Raw genomic sequence first — 19562 nt, 5'->3', positions numbered from 1 at the left:
ATACCCTGGCGCGTAAAAAAAATGCCCTGTGGCGATATACCCGGGCCTCTGTGATGCTTGCTGCATGACGTGCGAAACAACACAAAAAGACGCACGGTGGATGCGCGTCCCGCGCCGCGGACGCTCCGCGGCGGGCCTGACCGGCCTGTTTTCGTTATCGATATCAAATACTAGGACATTGTTGCGGCCGTGTCTACGTTTTCTTCCGCAATTCATCCATTCGGCGCGGTCCCGCACGTCGTCGACAGGTATTGGTCCGATATATATCCAATACAATCAAACGGTCGTGCGGGTCGCGCCGGTGGCGGTGAACTCAGTCGATCGCGTAGGTGAAATCGCCGCTGCGCCCGCCCCCACCGCGATGCGCCCGATGGCCGCGCCGTCCGCCATCCGCGCCAGCACGGCCTCGGCGACCTGCGGCAGCAAGGTGCCGTTGAGGATGTTGTCGACGTTGCGCGCGCCGGAATCGACTTCCGTGCAGCGGGCCAGCACGGCGTCCACGAGCGACTCGTCGTACGCGAACGAGGCCTTGTGGTTCGCCGCCACGCGCTGCCCGATGCGCTCCAGTTTCAGTTCGATGATCCCGACGAGCACATCGTCCGGGATCGGATAGAACGGCACGACCTTCAACCGGCCCAGGAACGCCGGCTTGAACTGCTTCGTCAACGCCGGCCGGATCAGCGCTTCCAGCTCGTCCGGCGCCGGCAGTTCCTCGGGCGCCTTGTTCAGGCAGGCCTGCATCAGCGTGCCGGATGCCACGTTCGACGTGAGGATGATGATGGTGTTGCGGAAGTCGACTTCGCGGCCTTCCGCGTCGTCCAGCACGCCCTTGTCGAACACCTGGAAGAACAGCTCCAGCACGTCGGGGTGGGCCTTTTCCACCTCGTCCAGCAGCACGACGCTGTACGGGTTGCGCCGCACGGCTTCCGTCAGCACGCCGCCTTCGCCATAGCCCACATAGCCCGGCGGCGAGCCTTTCAGCCCGGAGACGCTGTGCGCTTCCTGGTACTCGCTCATGTTGATGGTGACGAGCTTGCGTTCGCCGCCGTACAGCACGTCGGCCAGCGCCAGCGCCGTCTCCGTCTTGCCGACGCCGGACGGGCCCACGAACAGGAACACGCCCTGCGGCTTGTTCGGGTCGTCCAGGTTCGCGCGCGCCGTGCGCACGCGCTGCGCGACCGCCTCGATCGCATGCGGCTGGCCCAGCACGCGCTGCTCCAGCAAGTCCTTCAAATTCAACACCGTGCGGATCTCGTCCTTGACCATCTTGCCGAGCGGGATGCCGGTCCAGCCGGCGACGATGCCGGCGACCACGTGGCCGTCCACCTGCAGCGGCACGAGCGGCGTTTCGCCCTGCAGCGAACGCAGTTCGTCGCGCAACGCGCGGGCGTCGGCGGCATCGCGGATGCGCCGCACGAGGTCGCGCTCCCGTTCCCAGCGCACGCGCAGGGTCGCCAGCTCGTCCTCGAACGCGCCGCGCAGGGATGCCAGTTCGGCCAGCCGCGCATCATGCGCGCCCTCCCCGGCGTCGCGCTCGCGCTCCAGCGCCGCGCGTTCGGCGGCGATGCGTTCCAGGCTGCGCGTGAGGTCCTCGATGCGGGCCGGCGCCGCGTCGCGGCCCAGCGCGACCTTGGCGCACGCGGTGTCCAGCACGCCGATGGCCTTGTCCGGGAGCTGGCGTCCGCTGATGTAGCGGTGCGACAGGCGCACGGCGTCCGTGATCGCCTCGTCGTGGATGCGCACGTTGAAGTGCTTTTCCATCAGCGGCGCCATCCCGCGCAGCATGGCGCACGCGAGTTCCTCGCTCGGCTCCTCGACCTTCACGACCTGGAAGCGGCGCGCCAGCGCCGGGTCCTTCTCGAAATATTTTTTATATTCGCTCCACGTCGTGGCCGCGATCGTGCGCAGCTCGCCCCGCGCCAGCGCGGGCTTGAGGAGGTTGGCGGCATCGTTCTGGCCCGCCTGGCCGCCGGCGCCGATCATCGTGTGCGCCTCGTCGATGAACAGGATGATGGGGTGCGGGCTTTTCTTGACTTCGTCGATCGTGTTCTTGAGGCGGTTCTCGAACTCGCCCTTGACGCTGGCGCCAGCCTGCAGCAGGCCCAGGTCGAGCACGTGGATCTCCACGCCGCGCAGCACCTCGGGCACGTCGCCCGTCGCCACGCGCAGCGCGAGGCCCTCGACGACGGACGTCTTGCCGACGCCCGCCTCGCCCGTCAGGATCGGGTTGTTCTGGCGCCGGCGCATGAGGATGTCGACGAGCTGGCGGATCTCGAAATCGCGCCCGATCACGGGATCGACGTTGCCGTCGCGCGCGCGCTGCGTGAGGTTGGTCGTGAACTGGTCCAGCGCGGGCGTTTTCGACGCCTTCTCGCGCCGCAGCTCACCCAGCGGGTCGGCGCCCCCGTCCTGCCCTTGCGCCGCCACCGGCGCCACGGCGGGGTCTTCGTCGGAACCGGCCGTGACGTCGTCGAAGTGGTGCTTGATGCGGTCCAGGTCGAATTCCGCGAACAATGGCGACACGCGATGCGCCAGCTGCGACAGCTCGGGAGAATTCAGCAGCGCCTGCAGCAGGTGGCCGCTGCGGATGCTGGCCTGGCGTCCCGCGCGCAGGTCGAGGGACGCGATCAGCCACGCGTGCTCGAACAGCTTCGGCAGGCGCTCGGAAAACACCGGCGTGCGCGTGTTGCCGCTCTTGAATCCGGCCACTTCCGCCTGCAGGTCGGCCTCGAGCCGTTCGAGCGAGACGCTTGAGCGGCGCGCGATGACCGCGACGTCGCAGGCCGGTTGTTCGAGCAGCGCCAGCAACAGGTGCTCGATGTCGACCTCGTACTGTCCGAGCGACACGCACAGGCCGGCCGCCCGCGTGGCGGCCGCGCGGCAGGTGTCGTCCAGTTTGCCGATCAGGGTTTTCAGGTTGATGCTCATCGAGTCTCCTCAGTAGTGGAACCGCCCCGTTCAGGCGGCATGGATTTCGTAATTCACGTCGGCGCGGTCGGCTGTTTGCGGGCCGTCGACGAGGAAGCCGTCCCAGCCCAGGCGCCCGCCGGCGCGGTCGCCCGCGAGCGCGACGCCGCGCACGTCCGCGGCGCGCAGCACGAGCTGCACCTCGTATTCGAGCGACAGGCCGGTGAACATGGTGACCATGTTCGCCAGCGCGCGCGCCGCGCTCCCGCCCGGCAGGAAGTCTTCGTACGCCTTCAGGTCCAGCGGGCCGATCACGAGGCGCAGGCGCAGGTCGCGCTGCCATACGCGCATGCCGGCCATGGCGCCCGCGCCCAGCGTGGCGTTGCCCATGCCGAGCGCCGTCTGCTGGGCGGCCGGCACGTCGTACCAGCGGCCGACGAATTGTTCGGCGCACACGCCCTGGCCGAAGTACTCGGACAGCACGCGCGCGATCTGCACGCTGGATGCGGGCCGCTGGCGCATGGCCGTCGCGAAGTACGCCACGGATTCGTCCAGCACGCCGTCGCCGTCGTCGGCCAGGCGCCGCCGCAGGGCCGCATGCCCCATGCCGGCGAGGGACAGCAGCAGCGGCAGGAAGCCGTCCTTGCGGCCGCCGTATTTCAGCTCCAGGCGGTATTTGCGCCAGGCCTCGTAGAACAGCGCCAGCGTGCGGTTCGAAAAGGTGTCGAGGAAGGCGCGCGGACCGTCGTCCCGTTCGGCGACCTGCTGCGCCGCGATGCGTTCCGTGTAATGGGCCGGCAGCGCGCCGCTCGAGCCCAGCAGGCCCATGAACGTCGGCGTCAGGCGGATGTAGCGCAGCTCGCGCGCGTGCAGCGCGGCGGCCAGCGCGGCGCTGCCGGGCGCGACTGCGCGCGGTTCCGCCTGCAGCGCCTCGATCTCGCTGGCCGGGAAGGCGAGCGAGGTCGAATTCGAAAAGCGCAGGAAGTTCGGCAGCAGTCCGTCTTCCGGCATGCCGCGGCGGAGCAGCCACAGCTCGATCATGCGCACGGCCTGGAAATACTGGAAGCGGTACGGCTGCGCGAACAGCCGCTCGATTACAGCAGGCTCAAATCGCCGCTTCGTGGCGTGCATCGCAGCAGCTCTCCCCCGGTCTTGTTCGAAATGATCACGAGTTGCGTGAAGCTGTTGGCATGCACGTACAGGCCGAGGAAGCGTTCGACGATGTGGGCGAACGCGTCGACGCCGCTGCCGACGAACGCTTCCTCGTCGATGGTGAGGCGCACCTCGATGCCGCGCACCATGCAGGCGAACGGATTCCCCGCCAGCCAGGCCGTCGTCGCGCGGTGCTCGACGGCGAGGACGCCGCCGATCTGGCGCTGCGACGACGGTGAGCGCGGCAAGTCGTACAGCGTCAGCATCTCGCGGAACGCGGCGATGCCGCCGCCCGACAGCGACAGGTGGTTCAGCGACAGGTGCGAGATCAGGCGCCAGTGCGCGCCGCGCCCGCGCTCGAAGCGGTACGACGGCGTGGGCTTGCGCAGGAAGCTGATCGCCTGCACGGTCGACCCGCCCTCGAGGAACAGGTCGCCGCCGCGCACGCCGTACGACAACAGGGCCGGCAGGTCGCGGTTGGTGCACGTGAGCTCGATGCTGAGCGTGTCGGTCTCCACGTCGGCCGGATCGAAATCGATGTCGACGACCGAGATCTGGGTCTCGTAGCCGGGACTCCTTTCGGCCAGCAGCGGATCGCGCCGCATGATCCAGTAATGGCCGCTCTTGTCCGGCATCTGGCCGTGGCGCAGCGAGTAGAACGGCCGGAACTCGACGATCGATTCGCCCTGCGGTGTCTGGCGCACCAGGCGCACGCTGTCGATGGACTGCACCTCGAACGCGAACGCACGGCGCGCGTCCGCCAGCACCGGGTAGCTGTCCGTCGTGTGGGTCAGGCGGATCGGTTCGCCGCGCTGGCGGAACAGGTTCACGACCGGCGTGCAGCCCAGCAGCAGGTTGGTGGCGGACAGCGTGCCGAGCATGCGCGCCGTGTTCGAGTCGGCGCGCAGGCCGGACAGCGCCAGGTGCAACGTGATGGTGCGGCTTCCCGCCGGCAGCGCGGCCGTCAATGCGGCCAGGTCGATGTCGAAGAAGTTGAACTTCTCCGGGAAGCAGAAATATTCGGTGAGCAGGCGGTACGCCGTGTGCGAGCGGGCCGGGAAGTCGATCAGCGCCTCGTCCTCGCCATAGCCGGCCGGCCGCAGCGGAAGCGCGGACAGCGGGATCCAGCGGCCGTTGCCGTCGGCTTCCACATAGGCGCAGACGGCGCGCATGAACAGCGCGTCGCGCAGCGCGGCGCAGAACGACGGTTCGCCGTCGATGAACACGCGCAGGCTCGCGAGCTTGAGGCCCGCGATCGATGCGGCGCCGGTGGCGGCCAGCGTGATCGCGATGGACGACGACGCCTGCGACGGCGGGCGGACGGCGTCCGGCGCGTCGAGGATCGCGTCGAAGCGGGCGCGCGCCAGTGCCAGCGGGGCCACCGTCACGGGATACGCGGTGCGGAAGGTGCACGGCGCGCCGCGCACCGGACGCGTGGCGAGTTGCGTGCCGCGCGGGATTTCCGCGGCGGCGCCGGGCTGCGCGGCGGCCGCGCCGAAGTCCATGCGCGCGATCGAGCAGGACGGGAACGGACGCAGGTAGTGCGGATACAGCACTTCGAACAGCGCCTCGGTGAATTCAGGGTAATCGTCGTCCAGGCGCTTGGCGATGCGCGAATTCAGCAGCGCGAACGATTCGATCATGCGCTCGATGTGCGGGTCTTCGCACACCTCGCCGCCAATCAGCAGCTTGCCCGCGATCTTGGGATAGCGTTCGGCGAATTCGCGCGCGTGGCGGCGCAGGAAGCCGAGCTCCTGCTCGTAATACGGTAATAACTGGTCCAACTCAGGCTCCCGGGGCTGCCTGCCGGCGTGCCTTGCTGATGGTGTAATGCTGGCTGGAGGGCTGCAGCACGGCGTCGAAGTTCACCGGCTCGTGCGCCGCGCTCACGACCATCAGCGCCGTGATCGAGAAGTTCAGGCGGTTGACGGCATCCTCGCGCAGTTCGAGCCGCGCCTGGACGTTGCGCAGGCGCGGTTCGTGGCGCGCGATCGCGGCCTCCAGGCTCTTGCAGATGAACGCGCGGTCGTCGGTGCTCGACAGCGACAGGCCCGCGAAATCGTGCAGGCCGTACGCGACGATGGAACGCGCGCATTCGGGAAAGCGCCGGAAAGTATCTTCCGGCATCACGGAGCGGGTATTCAGCAGCGCCTCGAGATCGCGCGCCACCGAATCCTTCATTTCCTCGAGCGAGACGCGCGGCACGGTGCCCGCCTGGGCGTGCCCCGGCCGCTCGATGAGGCGGTCGAACAGCCCGGGCATGAAACCTTTGGCGGACATCGTGCCGGCCCGCTATCAGGCGGCGATCTTGTTGGCCGACAGGTCCCAGCCGCCCGACGTGTTACCGCCCGAGCCGCCGCCGACCTTCTGCTGGGTGTACTTCCATTTCACCTTGGAGTACTTGATCGCCACGTCTTCGGTCAGGATGTTGCCCTGCTCGACGGTCGGTGCCACGCTGCTGATCAGGACATTTTCCAGCTCGATCTCGAAGTACTTGACGCGCTCGCCCTGGCCATCGGCGCGCAGGAACTCGAACTTCGCTTTCGGGATGGTCTTGCCGGACGAGCAGGTCTGCAGCAGGATCGGGGTGGCCAGGTCGGCCAGCTTGGACACGACGATGTCCTTGTGCTCGGTGCGCTCGGCCGTGTGGCCGCCGCCGGTCGACGCGGTGGCCGATTTCGGTTGCAGGACTTCCCACTGGACGCTCTTCACTTCGATCCAGTCCTTGTGGGTGGCGTCGGCGGATTCGCCTTTGATGCCGTCGATTTGCAGGTAGACGTCGATTGCCATGTTGTTCTCTTCCTTTCAGTTCAGTTGATAACGGGGGGGTAAAACGGGTTGATCAGCTATTCGCCGATGCCGGAAGCTCCGCGACCAGGCGCAGGGACACCGACAGCTCGTCGAGCTGGAAATGGGGGCGCAGGAACGAGACGGCGCGGTACACGCCGGGACGGCCCGGCACTTCCGACACCTGCACGCTCGCTTCGCGCAGCGGGAATTGCGCCTTCTGTTCCTGGCTCGCGTTGTCGTCGAGGAGGACGTATTGCGTGAGCCAGCGGTTCAGGAAGTCCTCGACGTTGGACGCGGCCGCGAAGCTGCCGATCTTGTCGCGCATCATGGCCTTCATGTAGTGCGCGATGCGCGACACGGCGAAGATGTACTGCAGCTGGGCCGACAGCACGGCATTCGCGTTGGCGGCGTCGCTGGCGTACTTGCGCGCCTTCTGCGCCGACTGCGCGCCGAAGAACGCGGCGTAGTCCGTGTTCTTGCAGTGCACGAGCGAGATGAAGCCGAGGTCCGACAACTCCTTTTCGCGGCGGTCGGTGATGGCGATCTCGGTCGGGCACTTGAGGGCGATCTCGCCCTCGTCCGTCTTGAACGTGTGCGTGGGCAGGTTCTCGACCAGGCCGCCGCCTTCGACGCCGCGGATCGCCGCGCACCAGCCGTAGTCCTCGAACGCGCCGGTCAGCTTGGTGCCGAACGCGTACGCGGCGTTGCACCACAGGTATTTGTGATGGTCGGTGCCGTCCACGTCCTCGACGAAGTTGAAGCCTTCGGTCGTGGCGCCGTCCGCCGGGTTGTACGGCAGGCGGCCCAGGAAGCGCGGCAGGGTGAGGCCGACGTAGCGCGCGTCTTCCGACTCGCGGAACGATTTCCACTTCGCGTATTCGACCGTGTCGAACACCTTCGACAGGTCGCGCGGCTTGCCGAGGTCGGAATAGCTCTCCAGCCCGAACAGCTCGGGCGACGCGGCCGAGATGAACGGCGCGTGCGCGGCCGCGGCCACGTGCGACATCTGCTCGACGAAGTACATGTCTTCCGGCTGGCGCGTGATCTCGAAGTCGCCCAGCAGCGCCCCGAACGGCGCGCCGCCGAAGGTGCCGAATTCCTCTTCATAGACCTTGCGGAACATGGTGCTCTGGTCAAACTCGATGGCGCTCTGGAAGTCCTTCACCAGCTCGCGCTTGGTCGCGTTGAGCATCTTGACCTTGAGGTTCGGGCCGGTCGCGGTATTCTTCACGAGGTAGTTCAGGCCCGTCCAGCTGGACTCCAGTTTCTGGAATTCGGGCGCGTGCATCACGGCCGACAGCTGCGCCGAGATCAGGCGGTCCAGCTCCGCCACGCGGGCGTCGATGGTGGCCGCCAGGTTGTCGGACACGACAACCGTGCCCTCCATGACCTGGTTGACCAGTTCCGCGATCAGGTCGCGGGCGCGCGCATGCTCGGCGCTCGACTTGGCGACCTTGCTCTGTTCGACGATCCGGTCGAGCAGATCCGCTTCGGGAGCAAGCAAGGGGGTGTCGGCCGCGAGGGCGGTGCTTTGGAGTGCGGACATGATCACTCCTTCGTCGTCTGCTGGCCAAGGCTGGCCATCGTTTCGGTGCTGTTCAACACGTCGTTGAGCAGGTCTTCGAGCTTGTCGTTCCCGGCCAGCTTGTTGCGCAGGTCGGCCAGCTTGGTGCGCGCCTCGAGCAGCTTGCGCAGCGGCTCGACCTGGTTGACGACGGCCTCGGGACGGAAATCGTCCATCGAACGGAACGTCAGGTCGACGCCGAACTGGCCGCCCTCGCCCGTCAGCTCGTTCGGCACGCGGAACGCGGCGCGCGGCTCGACACCCTTCATGACTTCGTCGAAGTTGTCGCGGTCGATGCCGACGAAGCTGCGCTCCTTGAGGCGTTTTTGCGGCGCCTCCGAATTGCCGCCGAAATCGCCGACGACGCCGACGACCATCGGCAGCTCCTTGTTCTCGATCGCGTCGCCGATCTCGACGTCGTACGTCATTTGCACGCGCGGCGGGCGGACTTTCTGCAGTTTTTTCTGCACACTGGAATTTCTGGACATGGGATTCCCCTGGGTTGAATCGGACTTGTTATTTCAGCGCGCCGAACGGGTCGGCACCGGACGATGCCGCGGCGGCCTGCTTGACTCTCGCCCGCGCGCGGCCCCTCGCGACGGCCTTCGGCGGCGCGGGCGCGGCGACCGGCGGCGGGACGAGCACCTGCTCGCCCAGGCTCTCGCGCAGCAGCTTGGCCAGATCCTGCGATTCGGTCCGGATCGAGCCGGACAAATTGTTTTGCCGGCTCAGGTCCGCCAGCGCGCGCGTCGACAGGCGCAGGCCGCTGATGGCGATGATGCTGTTGGCCAGGCGGTCGTTCGGATCGCGCACGAGCACTTCCTGGGCGTTGACGATGGCTTCGCCGTACTGGCCGGCGTCGTAGCGGGTCTGGGCGATGCTGGACCACGGCGCCTTGTCGGCGGGATAAGCGGCGGCGGCTTCCTTCCACAGCGTCACCGCATCCTCCTTGCGGCCGGCCGTATTGGCGTCGGCGGCCTTGGCGAGCAGCTCTTCCATCGTCGGGGCGGGCGGCTTTTCGGCCACCTCCGGCTTCGTCGTGGCGCAGGCGGAAAGCAGGATGGCGCAGGCGGCGGCGCCGATGAAACGGCTGATCCGGCCGAACGGGAATGCTGGGGTCATGCGGGTCCTCGCAACTGTTAAAAAAATGATGTCACGCGATTAAGTTTGTAAAACTTTTTTTATAGTATCAGAATTGTTTTCTTGATCAAGCTCAATTTTTTGTCAATCGTACGCGTGTCGATGAGTAGTGAAACACTCACTAAAACTCACTATTTCCCCAAGAATCGCCCCGTAACCGGAAGGAATTCTATGTTTATAGGGAGAAATATCACGGATTGTCACAAAGAAAATTTGTGTCTTAATTGTGCGCTACGTATCCGTAATAAATGTTACTGTTATGCTATTTTCATCTTCAGCAGCACAGGGACGACGAGCGCATGAGCGGCAAAATCTTATGGGGTGAAGGACTCTTCCTGCGCCCCCAGCATTTCCAGCAGCAGGACCACTACCATGAGGAGCGCCTGCACCGCACGGCGGCGCTGCTGCATCCGTATGCCTGGGGCATAGGCGCGCTGCAGGTCGACCGCGACGCGCTGGCGAACGACACGCTGCGCCTGCTCGAACTGGCGCTGCGCTTCCCGGACGGCGAACTGTATTCGGCGCCGGGCGGCGACGAACTGCCGGACGCCATCGACCTGGGCCAGCTGCCGCAATCCGTGCAGACCGTGACCTATCACGCCGCCCTGCCCGGCTTCAAGCCTTACGGCGCCAATTTCAGCGGACGCAAGACGGATGGCGCGGATGGCGCCGACGCGGCCAACGCCGCCCGCTTCCGCCAGCTCGACCGCGACACGCCGGATCTGTACACGCAGGCCGCCAGCGCCCAGCTGACCTATCTGCGCAAGACCGTGCGCCTCGTCTCGGATGCGGAACCGCTGGACGCCTATGTGCACGTGCCCGTGCTGCGCCTGCGCCGCGCGGCCACCGGCGGCTTCGAACTGGATGGCTCGTTCGTGCCGCCCTGCCTGACGATCAAGAGCGCGCCGCTGCTGTTCCTGCAGTTGCGCCGGCTGCTCGACGCGCTGCAGGCGAAGGTGAGCGCCCTGTACGGCCACCACCGCGAGCCGAGCCGGCACGTGATCGAATTCCGCTCGGGCGACATGTCGTCGTTCTGGCTCCTGCACACGGCCAGCACGGCATGCGCGACGCTGGCGCACTACTTCCACCACCCGTCGCTGCATCCGGAACGGTTGTACGAACAGCTGCTGTCGCTGGCCGGCAGCCTGATGACGTTCTCGAAGAGCTGGACGCTGGCCGACCTGCCGCCCTACCAGCATGCCGATCCCGGTCCCGCGTTCGCGACGCTGCACCAGATCATCCGCGAACTGCTCGACACCGTGATCTCGTCGCGCTACTTCGCCATCGCCCTGCGTGAAGTGAAGCCGTCGTACTGGCACGGCATGCTCGACTCCGAGAAGATCGACGACAAGACGACGTTTTATCTCGCCGTGTCGGGCGACATGCCGGCCAGCGAGCTGGTGGACGTGGTGCCGCTGCGCCTGAAGATCGGCGCGCCGGACGACGTGGAGAAATTCGTGCTGTCCGCGATGCCCGGCGTGCGCCTGGTGCACGCGCCGCAGGTCCCCGCGGCCGTGCCCGTGCGCCCGGACGCGGTGTACTTCGCCATCGAGGCCAAGGGCCAGATGTACGAACGCATGCTGCAGGCGCAGTCGATCTCGATCTACGTCCCGGGCAGCATGGCCGACATGAAGCCCGACCTGGTCGCCGTGACATCCTGAAAACGAGAGACTTTCCATGACCACCGCAACCGCACCTTCCCTCATGGCCGCCGGCGCCGCCGCGTCGGCGCCAACCGCGCCGCAGGCGCTGCTGGACCTGATGTACGACGGCTTCTACGCCCTGTTCATGCTCAAGAACGGCAACGGCCCGCAGGACGACGCCGCGTTCGCGCGCAAGATGACGCAATTCCTCGACGACTTCGGCCGCAACGCGCGCAAGCACAACGCGTCGCCGGACGACGTCGACGCCGCGAAATACGCGTTCTGCGCAGCCGTCGACGAGATCATCCTGCGCTCGACCTTCACGATCCGCGACGCGTGGGAACGCCGCCCGCTGCAGCTGCAGCTGTTCGGCGACCAGCTGGCCGGCGAACACTTCTTCGAGCGCCTGGAGCAGTTGCGCGCGCGCGGCAGCAGCCACGTGGAAGCGCTCGAGGTCTTCCACATGTGCCTCCTGCTCGGCTTCCAGGGCCGCTACATCCTGGAGGGGACGGAAAAGCTGAACTACCTGACGTCGCGCCTGGGCGACGAGATCGCGCACATGAAGGGCCGGCGCGGCGGCTTCGCGCCGCACGCGGAGCGCCCCGACCAGATCCGCCACAAATTGCGCAGCGACCTGCCGCTGTGGGTGCTGTACTCGGTGTTCGGCCTGATCTGCGTGCTCGGGTACGCGGGCCTGCGCACGTCGCTCGGCCGCACGAGCGAGGCACGCATGAACGGCTACAGCGACGTCGTCAAGATGGCGCCGCGGGCGGCGAATTTGACGATCACGCTGCCGTAACGATCCTTTTCCGCAACAGGTCTTTATGCTGTCCCTGCACGATATCATTGCCCGCCGCCAGACCAACCGTATCCTGCGCCTGACGTTCCCCCATGACGACGGGCCGGCCGCCCAACTGCTGCCACAGCGCCTGCACGCGACCGAAGCGCTGTCGCGCGACTTCGAATACACGGTGGAGTTGCTATCCGACGACGCGTCGCTCGCCCTCAAGGACCTGATGGGCCGCCTGATGTGTGTGGAACTCGTCCGCGACGACGGTTCGTTGCGTCATTTCACCGGCCACGTGTTCGCGTTCCGCCTCGTGCGCACGGACGGCGCCGTGGCGTTCTACGAAGCCGTGCTGGCGCCGTGGCTCGCCTACCTGAAGCTACGCAGGGACAACTATCTCTTCCACGGCAAGACACTGCGCCAGCAGACCGAGAGCATCTTCGAGGACTACGGCGCGCTGCCGTCCTGGGATTGCCGCGTCGCGGGCGAAGATCCTCCAATGACGGACGCTTGCCAGTTCGACGAGAGCGACCACAATTACCTCCATCGCCGCTGGGAGGCGGCCGGCTGGTCCTACTGGTACGAACACGGGGCGACGGGCCACAAGCTCGTCCTGTGCGACGACACGACCGCGACGCCTGCCGTCGACGGTGCCTGCGCGGTGCCGTTCCAGCGCCACGGCGGGGCCGTCGAGGAAGACGGCATCGGCGAGTGGTCGCCGGCGCGCCGCCTCGTCGAGAGCGCGGTGGCCATCGCCGGCTTCGATTTCAAGCAACCGGTCGCGAAGTACGCGCAGGTGCCCACGCTCAACCGCCAGGGCGACGTGCATCCGGTCGAGTCTTACGAATACGCGGGCGCCTATCCGTTCCCCGACCTCGCGCACGCCGATCGCACCGCGCGCCTGCGCATGGAAGAAGCCGAAGCGGCAGGCAAGCACTTCGCCGGCGCGGGCAACTGCCGACGCCTGCAGCCCGGCCGCTGGTTCGAACTGACCGGCCATTTCGACGATCCATACGACGGCGACCGCAATGCCTTCCTCGTCGTGGAGGTGGTGCACGAAGCGACGAACAACTATCTGCACGCGCGAAGCGATGCGCCGGCCGTGGCCGAGTACCGCAACCACATACGGTGCTTGCGCAGGTCGATCCCATGGCGTCCCGGCCGCGGCCGCAACAGCGTCGAGACCCGCATCGCCGGACCGCAAACTGCCATCGTCGTCGGTCCGGACGGCCCGGACAGCATCCACACCGACGGCTACGGGCGCATCCGCGTACAGTTCCATTGGGACCGGGCCGGCAACAGCGACGAACGCAGCTCCGCCTGGGTGCGCGTGGCCAGCCCGTGGAGCGGCGGCGAACTGGGCGTGGCCGCCGTGCCGCGCGTCGGTTCGGAAGTGATCGTGCAATGGCTGGGCGGCTCGCCCGACCGGCCGATCGTGACCGGCACCGTGTTCAACGAAACGCACATGCCGCCGTGGTCGTTGCCGGCGCAGCACGCCCTGACCGGGTTGCGCAGTCGCGAACTCGCACCCGGCGGCGGCAACCTGCCGGGCGGGCGCAGCAACCACCTGGTCCTCGACGACACGCACGAACGGATCCAGGCGCAGTTGAAGAGCGACCATGCGCATAGCCAGCTCTCGCTCGGCCACATCGCCCGCATCGAGGACAATGCGGGCCGCAAGGACGTGCGCGGCGAAGGCTTCGAGCTCGCCACGGAAGCATGGGGCACGCTGCGCGCCGGTAAAGGCCTGCTCGTGACGACGGAGCTGCGGCGCCAGGCAGCGGGCCACACGAAGGACATGGGCGAGACGGTCGCACGTCTGGGCGCGGGCGCGGAACTGCATCGCCAGCTGGCCGACGACGCCGGACACCAGCAGGCGCAAGCCGCCGGCACCGACCAGAGCGACGTTGCCGCGGCCGTGCGCACCCAGAATGACGCGATCCGCGGCGGCGGCGCGCAAGACGAATTCACGGCGCCTCACCTCGTCCTGTCGAGTCCCGCCGGCATCGCTGCGAGCACGCCCGAAAGCACCCATCTGCAAAGCGGCGCGCACGTGGCGGCGACGGCGGGCGGGCACATCGCGCTTGCAGCCGGCAAGAGCCTGTTCGCCAGCGTGGCCGAGAAGATCAGCCTGTTCGTCTCGAAGGCCGGTATGAAGCTGTTCGCTGCGCGCGGCAAGGTCGAGATCCAGGCCCAGAGCGACAACATCGAAGTCATCGCCGAACAGGTGCTCAAGCTGATCAGCACGAAGGCGAACATCGAGATTACGGCGGCGCGGGAGATCGTGCTGAATGCCGGAGGCAGCTACCTGCGCATCAACGCCCAGGGCATCGAGCACGGCACCGACGGCACTTGGATCGCCCACGCGGGCGCGCACAAGCTGGAAGGGCCGAAGAACCTCGACGCCGTCAACCAGGCCGAATTCGAGCGCGTGCAACCGCGCAAGTTCAGTCAGCAGGTTTTCGTCGACCCTGCCCTGTGGGACCTGCCGTCCGGCGCGCGCACGCTGAAATACACCTTCTTGTCGCGTACCGGCCAGGCGCTGGGCAGCGGCACGCTCGACGGCGCCGGCACGTCGAAGCCGCTGTTCACGGACGGCAGCGAGCCGGCGCACGTCACGATCGACGTCAACGACGGCAAGTGGGAACAGTTGGTGTTCGACCGGCCCGAAGGCGTCCACGTGCCCGACGATGCGCCGCAGGTCGTGTTCGATTACGATCACGAGCCGGAGGACGAGGACGATACCTCGATCGAGGAATCAAACGATTCAACGTTAGCCTGAACTACATCGGATTAGCAATGACGACTGCAAGAACGTATCTATGGACCGCCATCGGCGCGGCTTCTTTCTGCCTGACGGCCCACGCTGCTGGCGCAGGTGCGCCGGAAAAATTGGCGCTGCCGCTGATCGGGCGCGCGTTCGACACGACGAGCGTCACGTTTTCCGCCGATGGAGCCCGCATCTGTATCGGGGGGGCGGACACGAACGACATGGGTGAATCGACCGTACGCCTTGTCCTGGTCGACCTGGCACAACGCGCCGTGGCCTGGCAAAAGACGATATCGGTACCGAACGGTCTCGCCCTCCTCGATCCGGTGCAATGCGTGGCCGGAAGCGATCGGGTCTACTTGCTTGCAAACGCGGAGACGAGCCCGTCTCCCGCGCTCGCACAGTCAAGAATCTATGTGTACGCCTTCGACTTGCCGGGCAACCGCATCGCGGCCGCGCCGCTGGATATTCCTGCCGAGAGCCGATACGGCTACAGGATTGCTGAAACTCCCGATGGCCTGAAAGTGGTCGGCTATATGCGTGACCAGGATGAAGACACCGAACGATACGGTACTTTTACGATGGCGTTGGATCGTGGCTTGCGGCCCCGCGGCGTACCCTTATTTCGAAAAAACGGCGCGTATGTATTGCCGCCTGGCGCGCGCATCGTAAACGACAGCGTTTTCCTGAGCGGCAGGTTTTTCCCGGCGACCGTGAAAAAAACGGACGCCGGCGAATACATGACGTCGCGACTGCGCCTGGACGGCGGCTACATCTGGAGTACCCGGGCACCGTCCGCAACACGCCTGGGCGTGAGCGCCTTTGTCGGGGACGACGGAACGAATTACAGCATCGGGTACATGGCCGACAAGACGATGCTTGAGATTGTCACGCCGGATGGCAAAGCGCTGCCGCCGCTTGCCTACTCCAGCCCGTACTGCCGTTCCAAGGCTCTGGTCCGGTATCACGCGGATCTCGTCGCGGTACGTGAACGCTGCGATGTAAAAGGTCGCGCGCTCGTATCGATCGATGCCGCGACGGGCAACGAACAGGTCATCAAGCCGGTGGCCGACGAGCCGATGTACCTGGCCGCCAAAGGTGATCGATGGGCTCTCCTCGCACGCGACAAGAAGGGACGCGTTTTTCTGTACACCGCTGAAAATGGAGGGCTTTGATGACCTATACCTACGAAGACAAGCTAAACTTCGCCGCATCGTTATATTGTTCCGCACGTGTGGTCGCGGCACAGACCGGATGGTCGTGGGAGCTCCTCGTCGGCCAAGCCATTGAGGAGACCGGTTGGGGTGAAAAAATCCTGCCAGGAACAAATAATATCTATAACATCAAGGCCGACAAAAGCTGGACAGGGCCCTCCAAGGTCTTCCATGTGCATGAAGAGATTCATGGCAGAACTGTCTGGGTGGACGATCCATTCCGTGTCTACTCGTCCTACGAAGAAAGTCTCAGGGACAGGATTGCATTCGTCGAGAACAACCCGCGTTACACAGCCATGAAGCAACCTGGCATCAAGGGCAATTACGAGCGAGAGGCTGACGCACTGAAAGACGGCGGCTACGCCACGAACACCCGCTATGTGGGCAATATACTCGATATCATTCACGGCCCCTCGTTCAGACGTGCTGTCAACCGTGCCAAGGAACGCGGCTGTGCCCATGCGCTGCCCGCGGTCGACATCTTGGTACTCGACGGCGCGAAGGTCCCCGTACCGGAAGCGAAGGTCGAAGTCCAGCTGGACGGAAAAAAGGCCGAGGCCATCACTGACGACAACGGACGCCTGGTCATCCGCCATAAACTGCCGTGCGGAGACCTCCACCTCAGGGTGTTCGACACGGTCCGCGATAAATGGATCGACCTGGAGCCGCTCGCATGCGCGCCATCGGTCAAGGGACAAAGCGTGACGCTGATAGCGCCGGATTTCAGCGCGCAAACCAGCACGCGCGAGCACGACAAGACGACGCCGCCGAAACCTGCGCCGAAGCCCGCGCCGGCACCGGCGCCGGCGGCGAAACCGGCCGGCGCCGCGGTACCGACATTCAAGACCCACAAAGTCGCACAAGGCGAGAGCCTGGCGAAGATCGCGGCGCTGTACCGCGTACGCTACCAGGCCATCGCCAGGGCCAACGGCATTACGTCGCCGTTCATCATCCGCCCCGACCAGATCCTGCGGATCCCGGACGTGCAGGCCGCCGCGGCAGCGCAGGAACAGCACCGGACCGCGCCGGCCGCGAACGACGGCGGCGGCATCTCGCTTGCGACGTTGGGGCAGATGCTGACGGAGGGCCGCAACTACCTGCACACGCTGTACCTGCGCAATGCCGAGGCGCATCCGCAGACGGACCTGATGCATGCGAGCCGCGCCCCTTGGATGGTTCCGGCACAGGAGGAATTCGAAAAAGGCGTGCGCCGCCGCCCGGGCAGGGACCGGAACGACCCGCGCATCCTGGAATACTTCAAGGCGACGCCGGCGCTCGACAAGCATGCAGCAGCCGTCGACGAAACGGCATACTGTGCCGCGTTCGCGAACTGGTGCCTCGGCCGCGCGGGCTACAAGGGAACGGCGAGCGCGCTGGCCCTGTCGTTCAAGAAATGGGGACGGCCGACGCGCGACAATCGCCCGGCCCTCGGCGCGGTCGCGCTGGTCAAAGTCGACGGCGGCAGCTACCACGTCACGTTCGTGGCAGGCCTCAGCCGCGACGGCAGGCGGATCGCCACGCTGGGCGGGAACCAGGGCAATGCCCATGAGGTCAGCCACAGCTATTGTCCAAAATCGTGGGTCGTGACCTATCGTTATCCCGTGGATTACCCCGACTATGATGACGATTATGTGCTGCACGACGTCGCGAGCGACCATGCGCCGATGACGGCCGCGGCGACCCATTGAGCGCACCCATGAGAATCATGCACGACATCCTGGCGACGGCCTGCAGCACCTTATGTGCAACCGTGGCCGCCGCCGCGCCCGACGCACCCGCGAGGCTGGTGCTGCCGCTCGACGGCACGACCTTCTACGTCAACACGATGGCATTTTCCGCGTCCGGCGACCAGCTGTGCCTCGCGGGTACCGACCCGGACGACATGGCGACGACGACGGTACACTTCCTGCTGATCGATCGTGTCCGTAACGCAGTGGCGTGGCGCACGAAGCTGGCTGTTCCGAACGATCTCGCCAACATCCATCCCGTCAAATGCCTCGTCGCCGCAGACCGCGTGTACGTGCTGGCCAACGCCGACACGAGCCTTTCGCCGCCGATCGCCGAGACACAGACCCACGTGATCGCGTTCGACCTGCACGGCAAACGGATCGCGTCCGCCCGGGTCGACGTTCCCGGCATGAGCCAATACGGTTATGCGATGGCCGAATCGCCCGACGGACTCAGGATCGCGGGATATACCCGGGACCGGGGCGGTCCGGCCGAACGGTACGGCACGTATTCCGTCACGCTCGATGCCACGCTGCGGCCAACCGGTGCGCCGGTCGTCCGCAAGAACGGCACCTATGCCTACCCGCTCGACGCACGGATCGTCGGCGACAGTCTTTACGTGGCTGGCAGATTCTACCGGGCGGAGGCAAGGGACGACGACTTCGGCACCTATGCCGCGTCGCGCCTGCGCACGGGGGACGGTTACGTCTGGAGCACGCCCACGGCACTCGTGTGGAATATGGATAACGAGATCGCGGTCGGTGCCGACGGTACCAGTTATTCTCTCGGCAGCGACCGGAAGACGACGACGCTTGCCGTCGTCCCGCCGGACGGAAAGGCCCGGGTACCGCTGACCTACCGCAGCGCGTTCTGCGCGACCGATGCGATTGCCCCGTACGGCGAAGGCATCGTCGCCGTACGCCAGCCCTGTACCGGCAAAGAAGGCTACGCACTGGTATCGATCGCCGCCGCCACCGGCAAGGAAGAGCGGCTGACGGCAATCCCGGGCGAACCGCTGCATGTGGCGACGCAAGGCCCGATATGGGCCGTCCTGGCGCGCGAAAATGGCAGCACGCTCGTGCTCCATGCGGGCACGGGCGATCTGCGGCAAGCCGCCTATCACTGACCACGAAACGACAATGAAGACAACACTGTTTTGCGCGATCCTCCTGAGCACCGGCCTGGCCCGTGCTTTCGACGGGGCACCCACGTTCACAACGAAGACCGGCCACGTCGAACACACTTTGGCGCTGAGCCACTGGCAGGTCGATGCCCGCGGCGTTCCCTCGTTCGATTACGTCTACAAGCAGCATGCCGGCACGTGCAGGTTCCAGCTGACAGGCCACGCGGTGGCAGTCTACGATGAAGTGAACGGAAAGGTCGAGCTGGCCGTCTTCAATCCCCAGGACGCCAGCGGTCGCGAACTGCCCCCGGTCGTCGGCTACGAAGGCGACGACGTTGCGCTGACGTTGCCGTACAAGGGCCCGCTACAAAAAATCTCCCTGCGCAGCCCCATGCCTTCCGCACTGCGCACGCAGGCCTGCGCCAAAGGCGACGACGAAGGATTGACGGTCGACTTCCACAAATAACCCCATGCCACAGAAAACCATCATCCGCGCCGGCGACAAGACGTCGCACGGCGGCACCGTGCTGGAAGGCCATCCGCTCGTGACGCTGCTCGGCAAGCCGGTCGCCGGCGTGGGCCATCGCGCCAGTTGTCCGCAATGCGGCGGCAATCCCGTGATCGCAGCGGGGTCCGCGTCCGTCACGATGCTGGGCGTGCGCGTGGCCGTCGATGGTATGGAGACGTCGTGCGGCGCTACGCTGATCGGCAGCGCGCCCGCGCAGACGGCCGAGGCCTGACCGC

At 66.1% G+C, this 19562-nt stretch carries 15 protein-coding genes and 1 pseudogene; 8 read left to right on the top strand and 8 right to left on the bottom strand.

All coding sequences use genetic code 11. The features are described 5' to 3' along the window. Positions 1 to 313 precede the first annotated feature (313 nt). The 8 genes and pseudogenes from tssH to U9J41_RS20140 all read right to left on the bottom strand — a co-directional run bounded on the left by tssH (position 314) and on the right by U9J41_RS20140 (position 9535). Positions 314 to 2928, bottom strand: a pseudogene (gene tssH, locus U9J41_RS20175) (type VI secretion system ATPase TssH). 30 nt (positions 2929 to 2958) lie between these two features. Next, a complete protein-coding gene (gene tssG, locus U9J41_RS20170) occupies positions 2959 to 4038 on the bottom strand; it encodes a type VI secretion system baseplate subunit TssG (RefSeq protein ID WP_322403950.1) in 1080 nt (359 codons plus the stop codon). Further along, positions 4002 to 5843: a type VI secretion system baseplate subunit TssF gene (gene tssF, locus U9J41_RS20165; RefSeq protein WP_322403949.1), complete on the bottom strand. Its 1842-nt coding sequence runs from the start codon at positions 5841 to 5843 to the stop codon at positions 4002 to 4004. The genes tssG and tssF overlap by 37 nt, the downstream gene beginning before the upstream one ends. 1 nt (position 5844) lies before the next feature. Further along, positions 5845 to 6339: a type VI secretion system baseplate subunit TssE gene (gene tssE / locus U9J41_RS20160; protein WP_056442842.1), complete on the bottom strand. Its 495-nt coding sequence runs from the start codon at positions 6337 to 6339 to the stop codon at positions 5845 to 5847. Between the two features lie 15 nt (positions 6340 to 6354). Further along, entirely contained in the window at positions 6355 to 6849 is a 495-nt protein-coding gene (locus U9J41_RS20155; RefSeq protein ID WP_322403948.1) for an Hcp family type VI secretion system effector, read from the bottom strand. Positions 6850 to 6901: 52 nt separating this feature from the next. Further along, positions 6902 to 8395 carry a type VI secretion system contractile sheath large subunit gene (gene tssC / locus U9J41_RS20150; protein ID WP_322403947.1) on the bottom strand — a complete coding sequence of 498 codons (1494 nt, stop codon included), beginning with the start codon at positions 8393 to 8395 and terminating at the stop codon, positions 6902 to 6904. A 2-nt stretch (positions 8396 to 8397) separates the two neighbouring features. Next, the gene (gene tssB, locus U9J41_RS20145) at positions 8398 to 8901 is read right to left on the bottom strand and encodes a type VI secretion system contractile sheath small subunit (RefSeq protein ID WP_322403946.1); all 504 of its coding nucleotides are present in this window, start codon (positions 8899 to 8901) and stop codon (positions 8398 to 8400) included. Between the two features lie 28 nt (positions 8902 to 8929). Then, positions 8930 to 9535, bottom strand: a complete 606-nt coding sequence (locus U9J41_RS20140) for an outer membrane protein assembly factor BamD (protein WP_322403945.1) — start codon at positions 9533 to 9535, stop codon at positions 8930 to 8932. A 317-nt stretch (positions 9536 to 9852) separates the two neighbouring features. Between U9J41_RS20140 and tssK the strand changes: the two genes are divergently transcribed. From tssK to U9J41_RS20100, 8 genes are read left to right on the top strand one after another with little or no spacing between them, the layout of a single operon-like run. Continuing rightward, positions 9853 to 11214: a type VI secretion system baseplate subunit TssK gene (gene tssK, locus U9J41_RS20135; protein ID WP_322403944.1), complete on the top strand. Its 1362-nt coding sequence runs from the start codon at positions 9853 to 9855 to the stop codon at positions 11212 to 11214. 16 nt (positions 11215 to 11230) lie between these two features. Continuing rightward, a complete protein-coding gene (icmH, locus tag U9J41_RS20130; protein ID WP_322403943.1) occupies positions 11231 to 11995 on the top strand; it encodes a type IVB secretion system protein IcmH/DotU in 765 nt (254 codons plus the stop codon). Positions 11996 to 12020: 25 nt separating this feature from the next. Continuing rightward, the gene (locus U9J41_RS20125; RefSeq protein ID WP_322403942.1) at positions 12021 to 14765 is read left to right on the top strand and encodes a type VI secretion system Vgr family protein; all 2745 of its coding nucleotides are present in this window, start codon (positions 12021 to 12023) and stop codon (positions 14763 to 14765) included. Between the two features lie 17 nt (positions 14766 to 14782). Beyond that, complete coding sequence (locus U9J41_RS20120) at positions 14783 to 15928, top strand: hypothetical protein (RefSeq protein WP_322403941.1); 1146 nt, start codon at positions 14783 to 14785, stop codon at positions 15926 to 15928. Then, positions 15928 to 17655, top strand: coding sequence for a TIGR02594 family protein (locus tag U9J41_RS20115; protein ID WP_322403940.1), 1728 nt, complete (start codon positions 15928 to 15930; stop codon positions 17653 to 17655). The genes U9J41_RS20120 and U9J41_RS20115 overlap by 1 nt, the downstream gene beginning before the upstream one ends. Positions 17656 to 17672: 17 nt before the next feature. Beyond that, positions 17673 to 18821, top strand: coding sequence for a TolB-like translocation protein (locus U9J41_RS20110; protein ID WP_322403939.1), 1149 nt, complete (start codon positions 17673 to 17675; stop codon positions 18819 to 18821). Between the two features lie 13 nt (positions 18822 to 18834). Continuing rightward, complete coding sequence (locus tag U9J41_RS20105; RefSeq protein WP_322403938.1) at positions 18835 to 19284, top strand: hypothetical protein; 450 nt, start codon at positions 18835 to 18837, stop codon at positions 19282 to 19284. A 4-nt stretch (positions 19285 to 19288) separates the two neighbouring features. After that, positions 19289 to 19558, top strand: a complete 270-nt coding sequence (locus U9J41_RS20100; RefSeq protein WP_322403937.1) for a PAAR domain-containing protein — start codon at positions 19289 to 19291, stop codon at positions 19556 to 19558. The last annotated feature ends 4 nt before the right edge of the window (positions 19559 to 19562 follow it).

It is taken from the genome of Massilia luteola (assembly GCF_034420155.1).
In the GTDB taxonomy this organism is placed as follows: Bacteria; Pseudomonadota; Gammaproteobacteria; order Burkholderiales; family Burkholderiaceae_D; genus Telluria; species Telluria luteola.
This window is presented reverse-complemented; position numbering and strand designations above follow the sequence as displayed.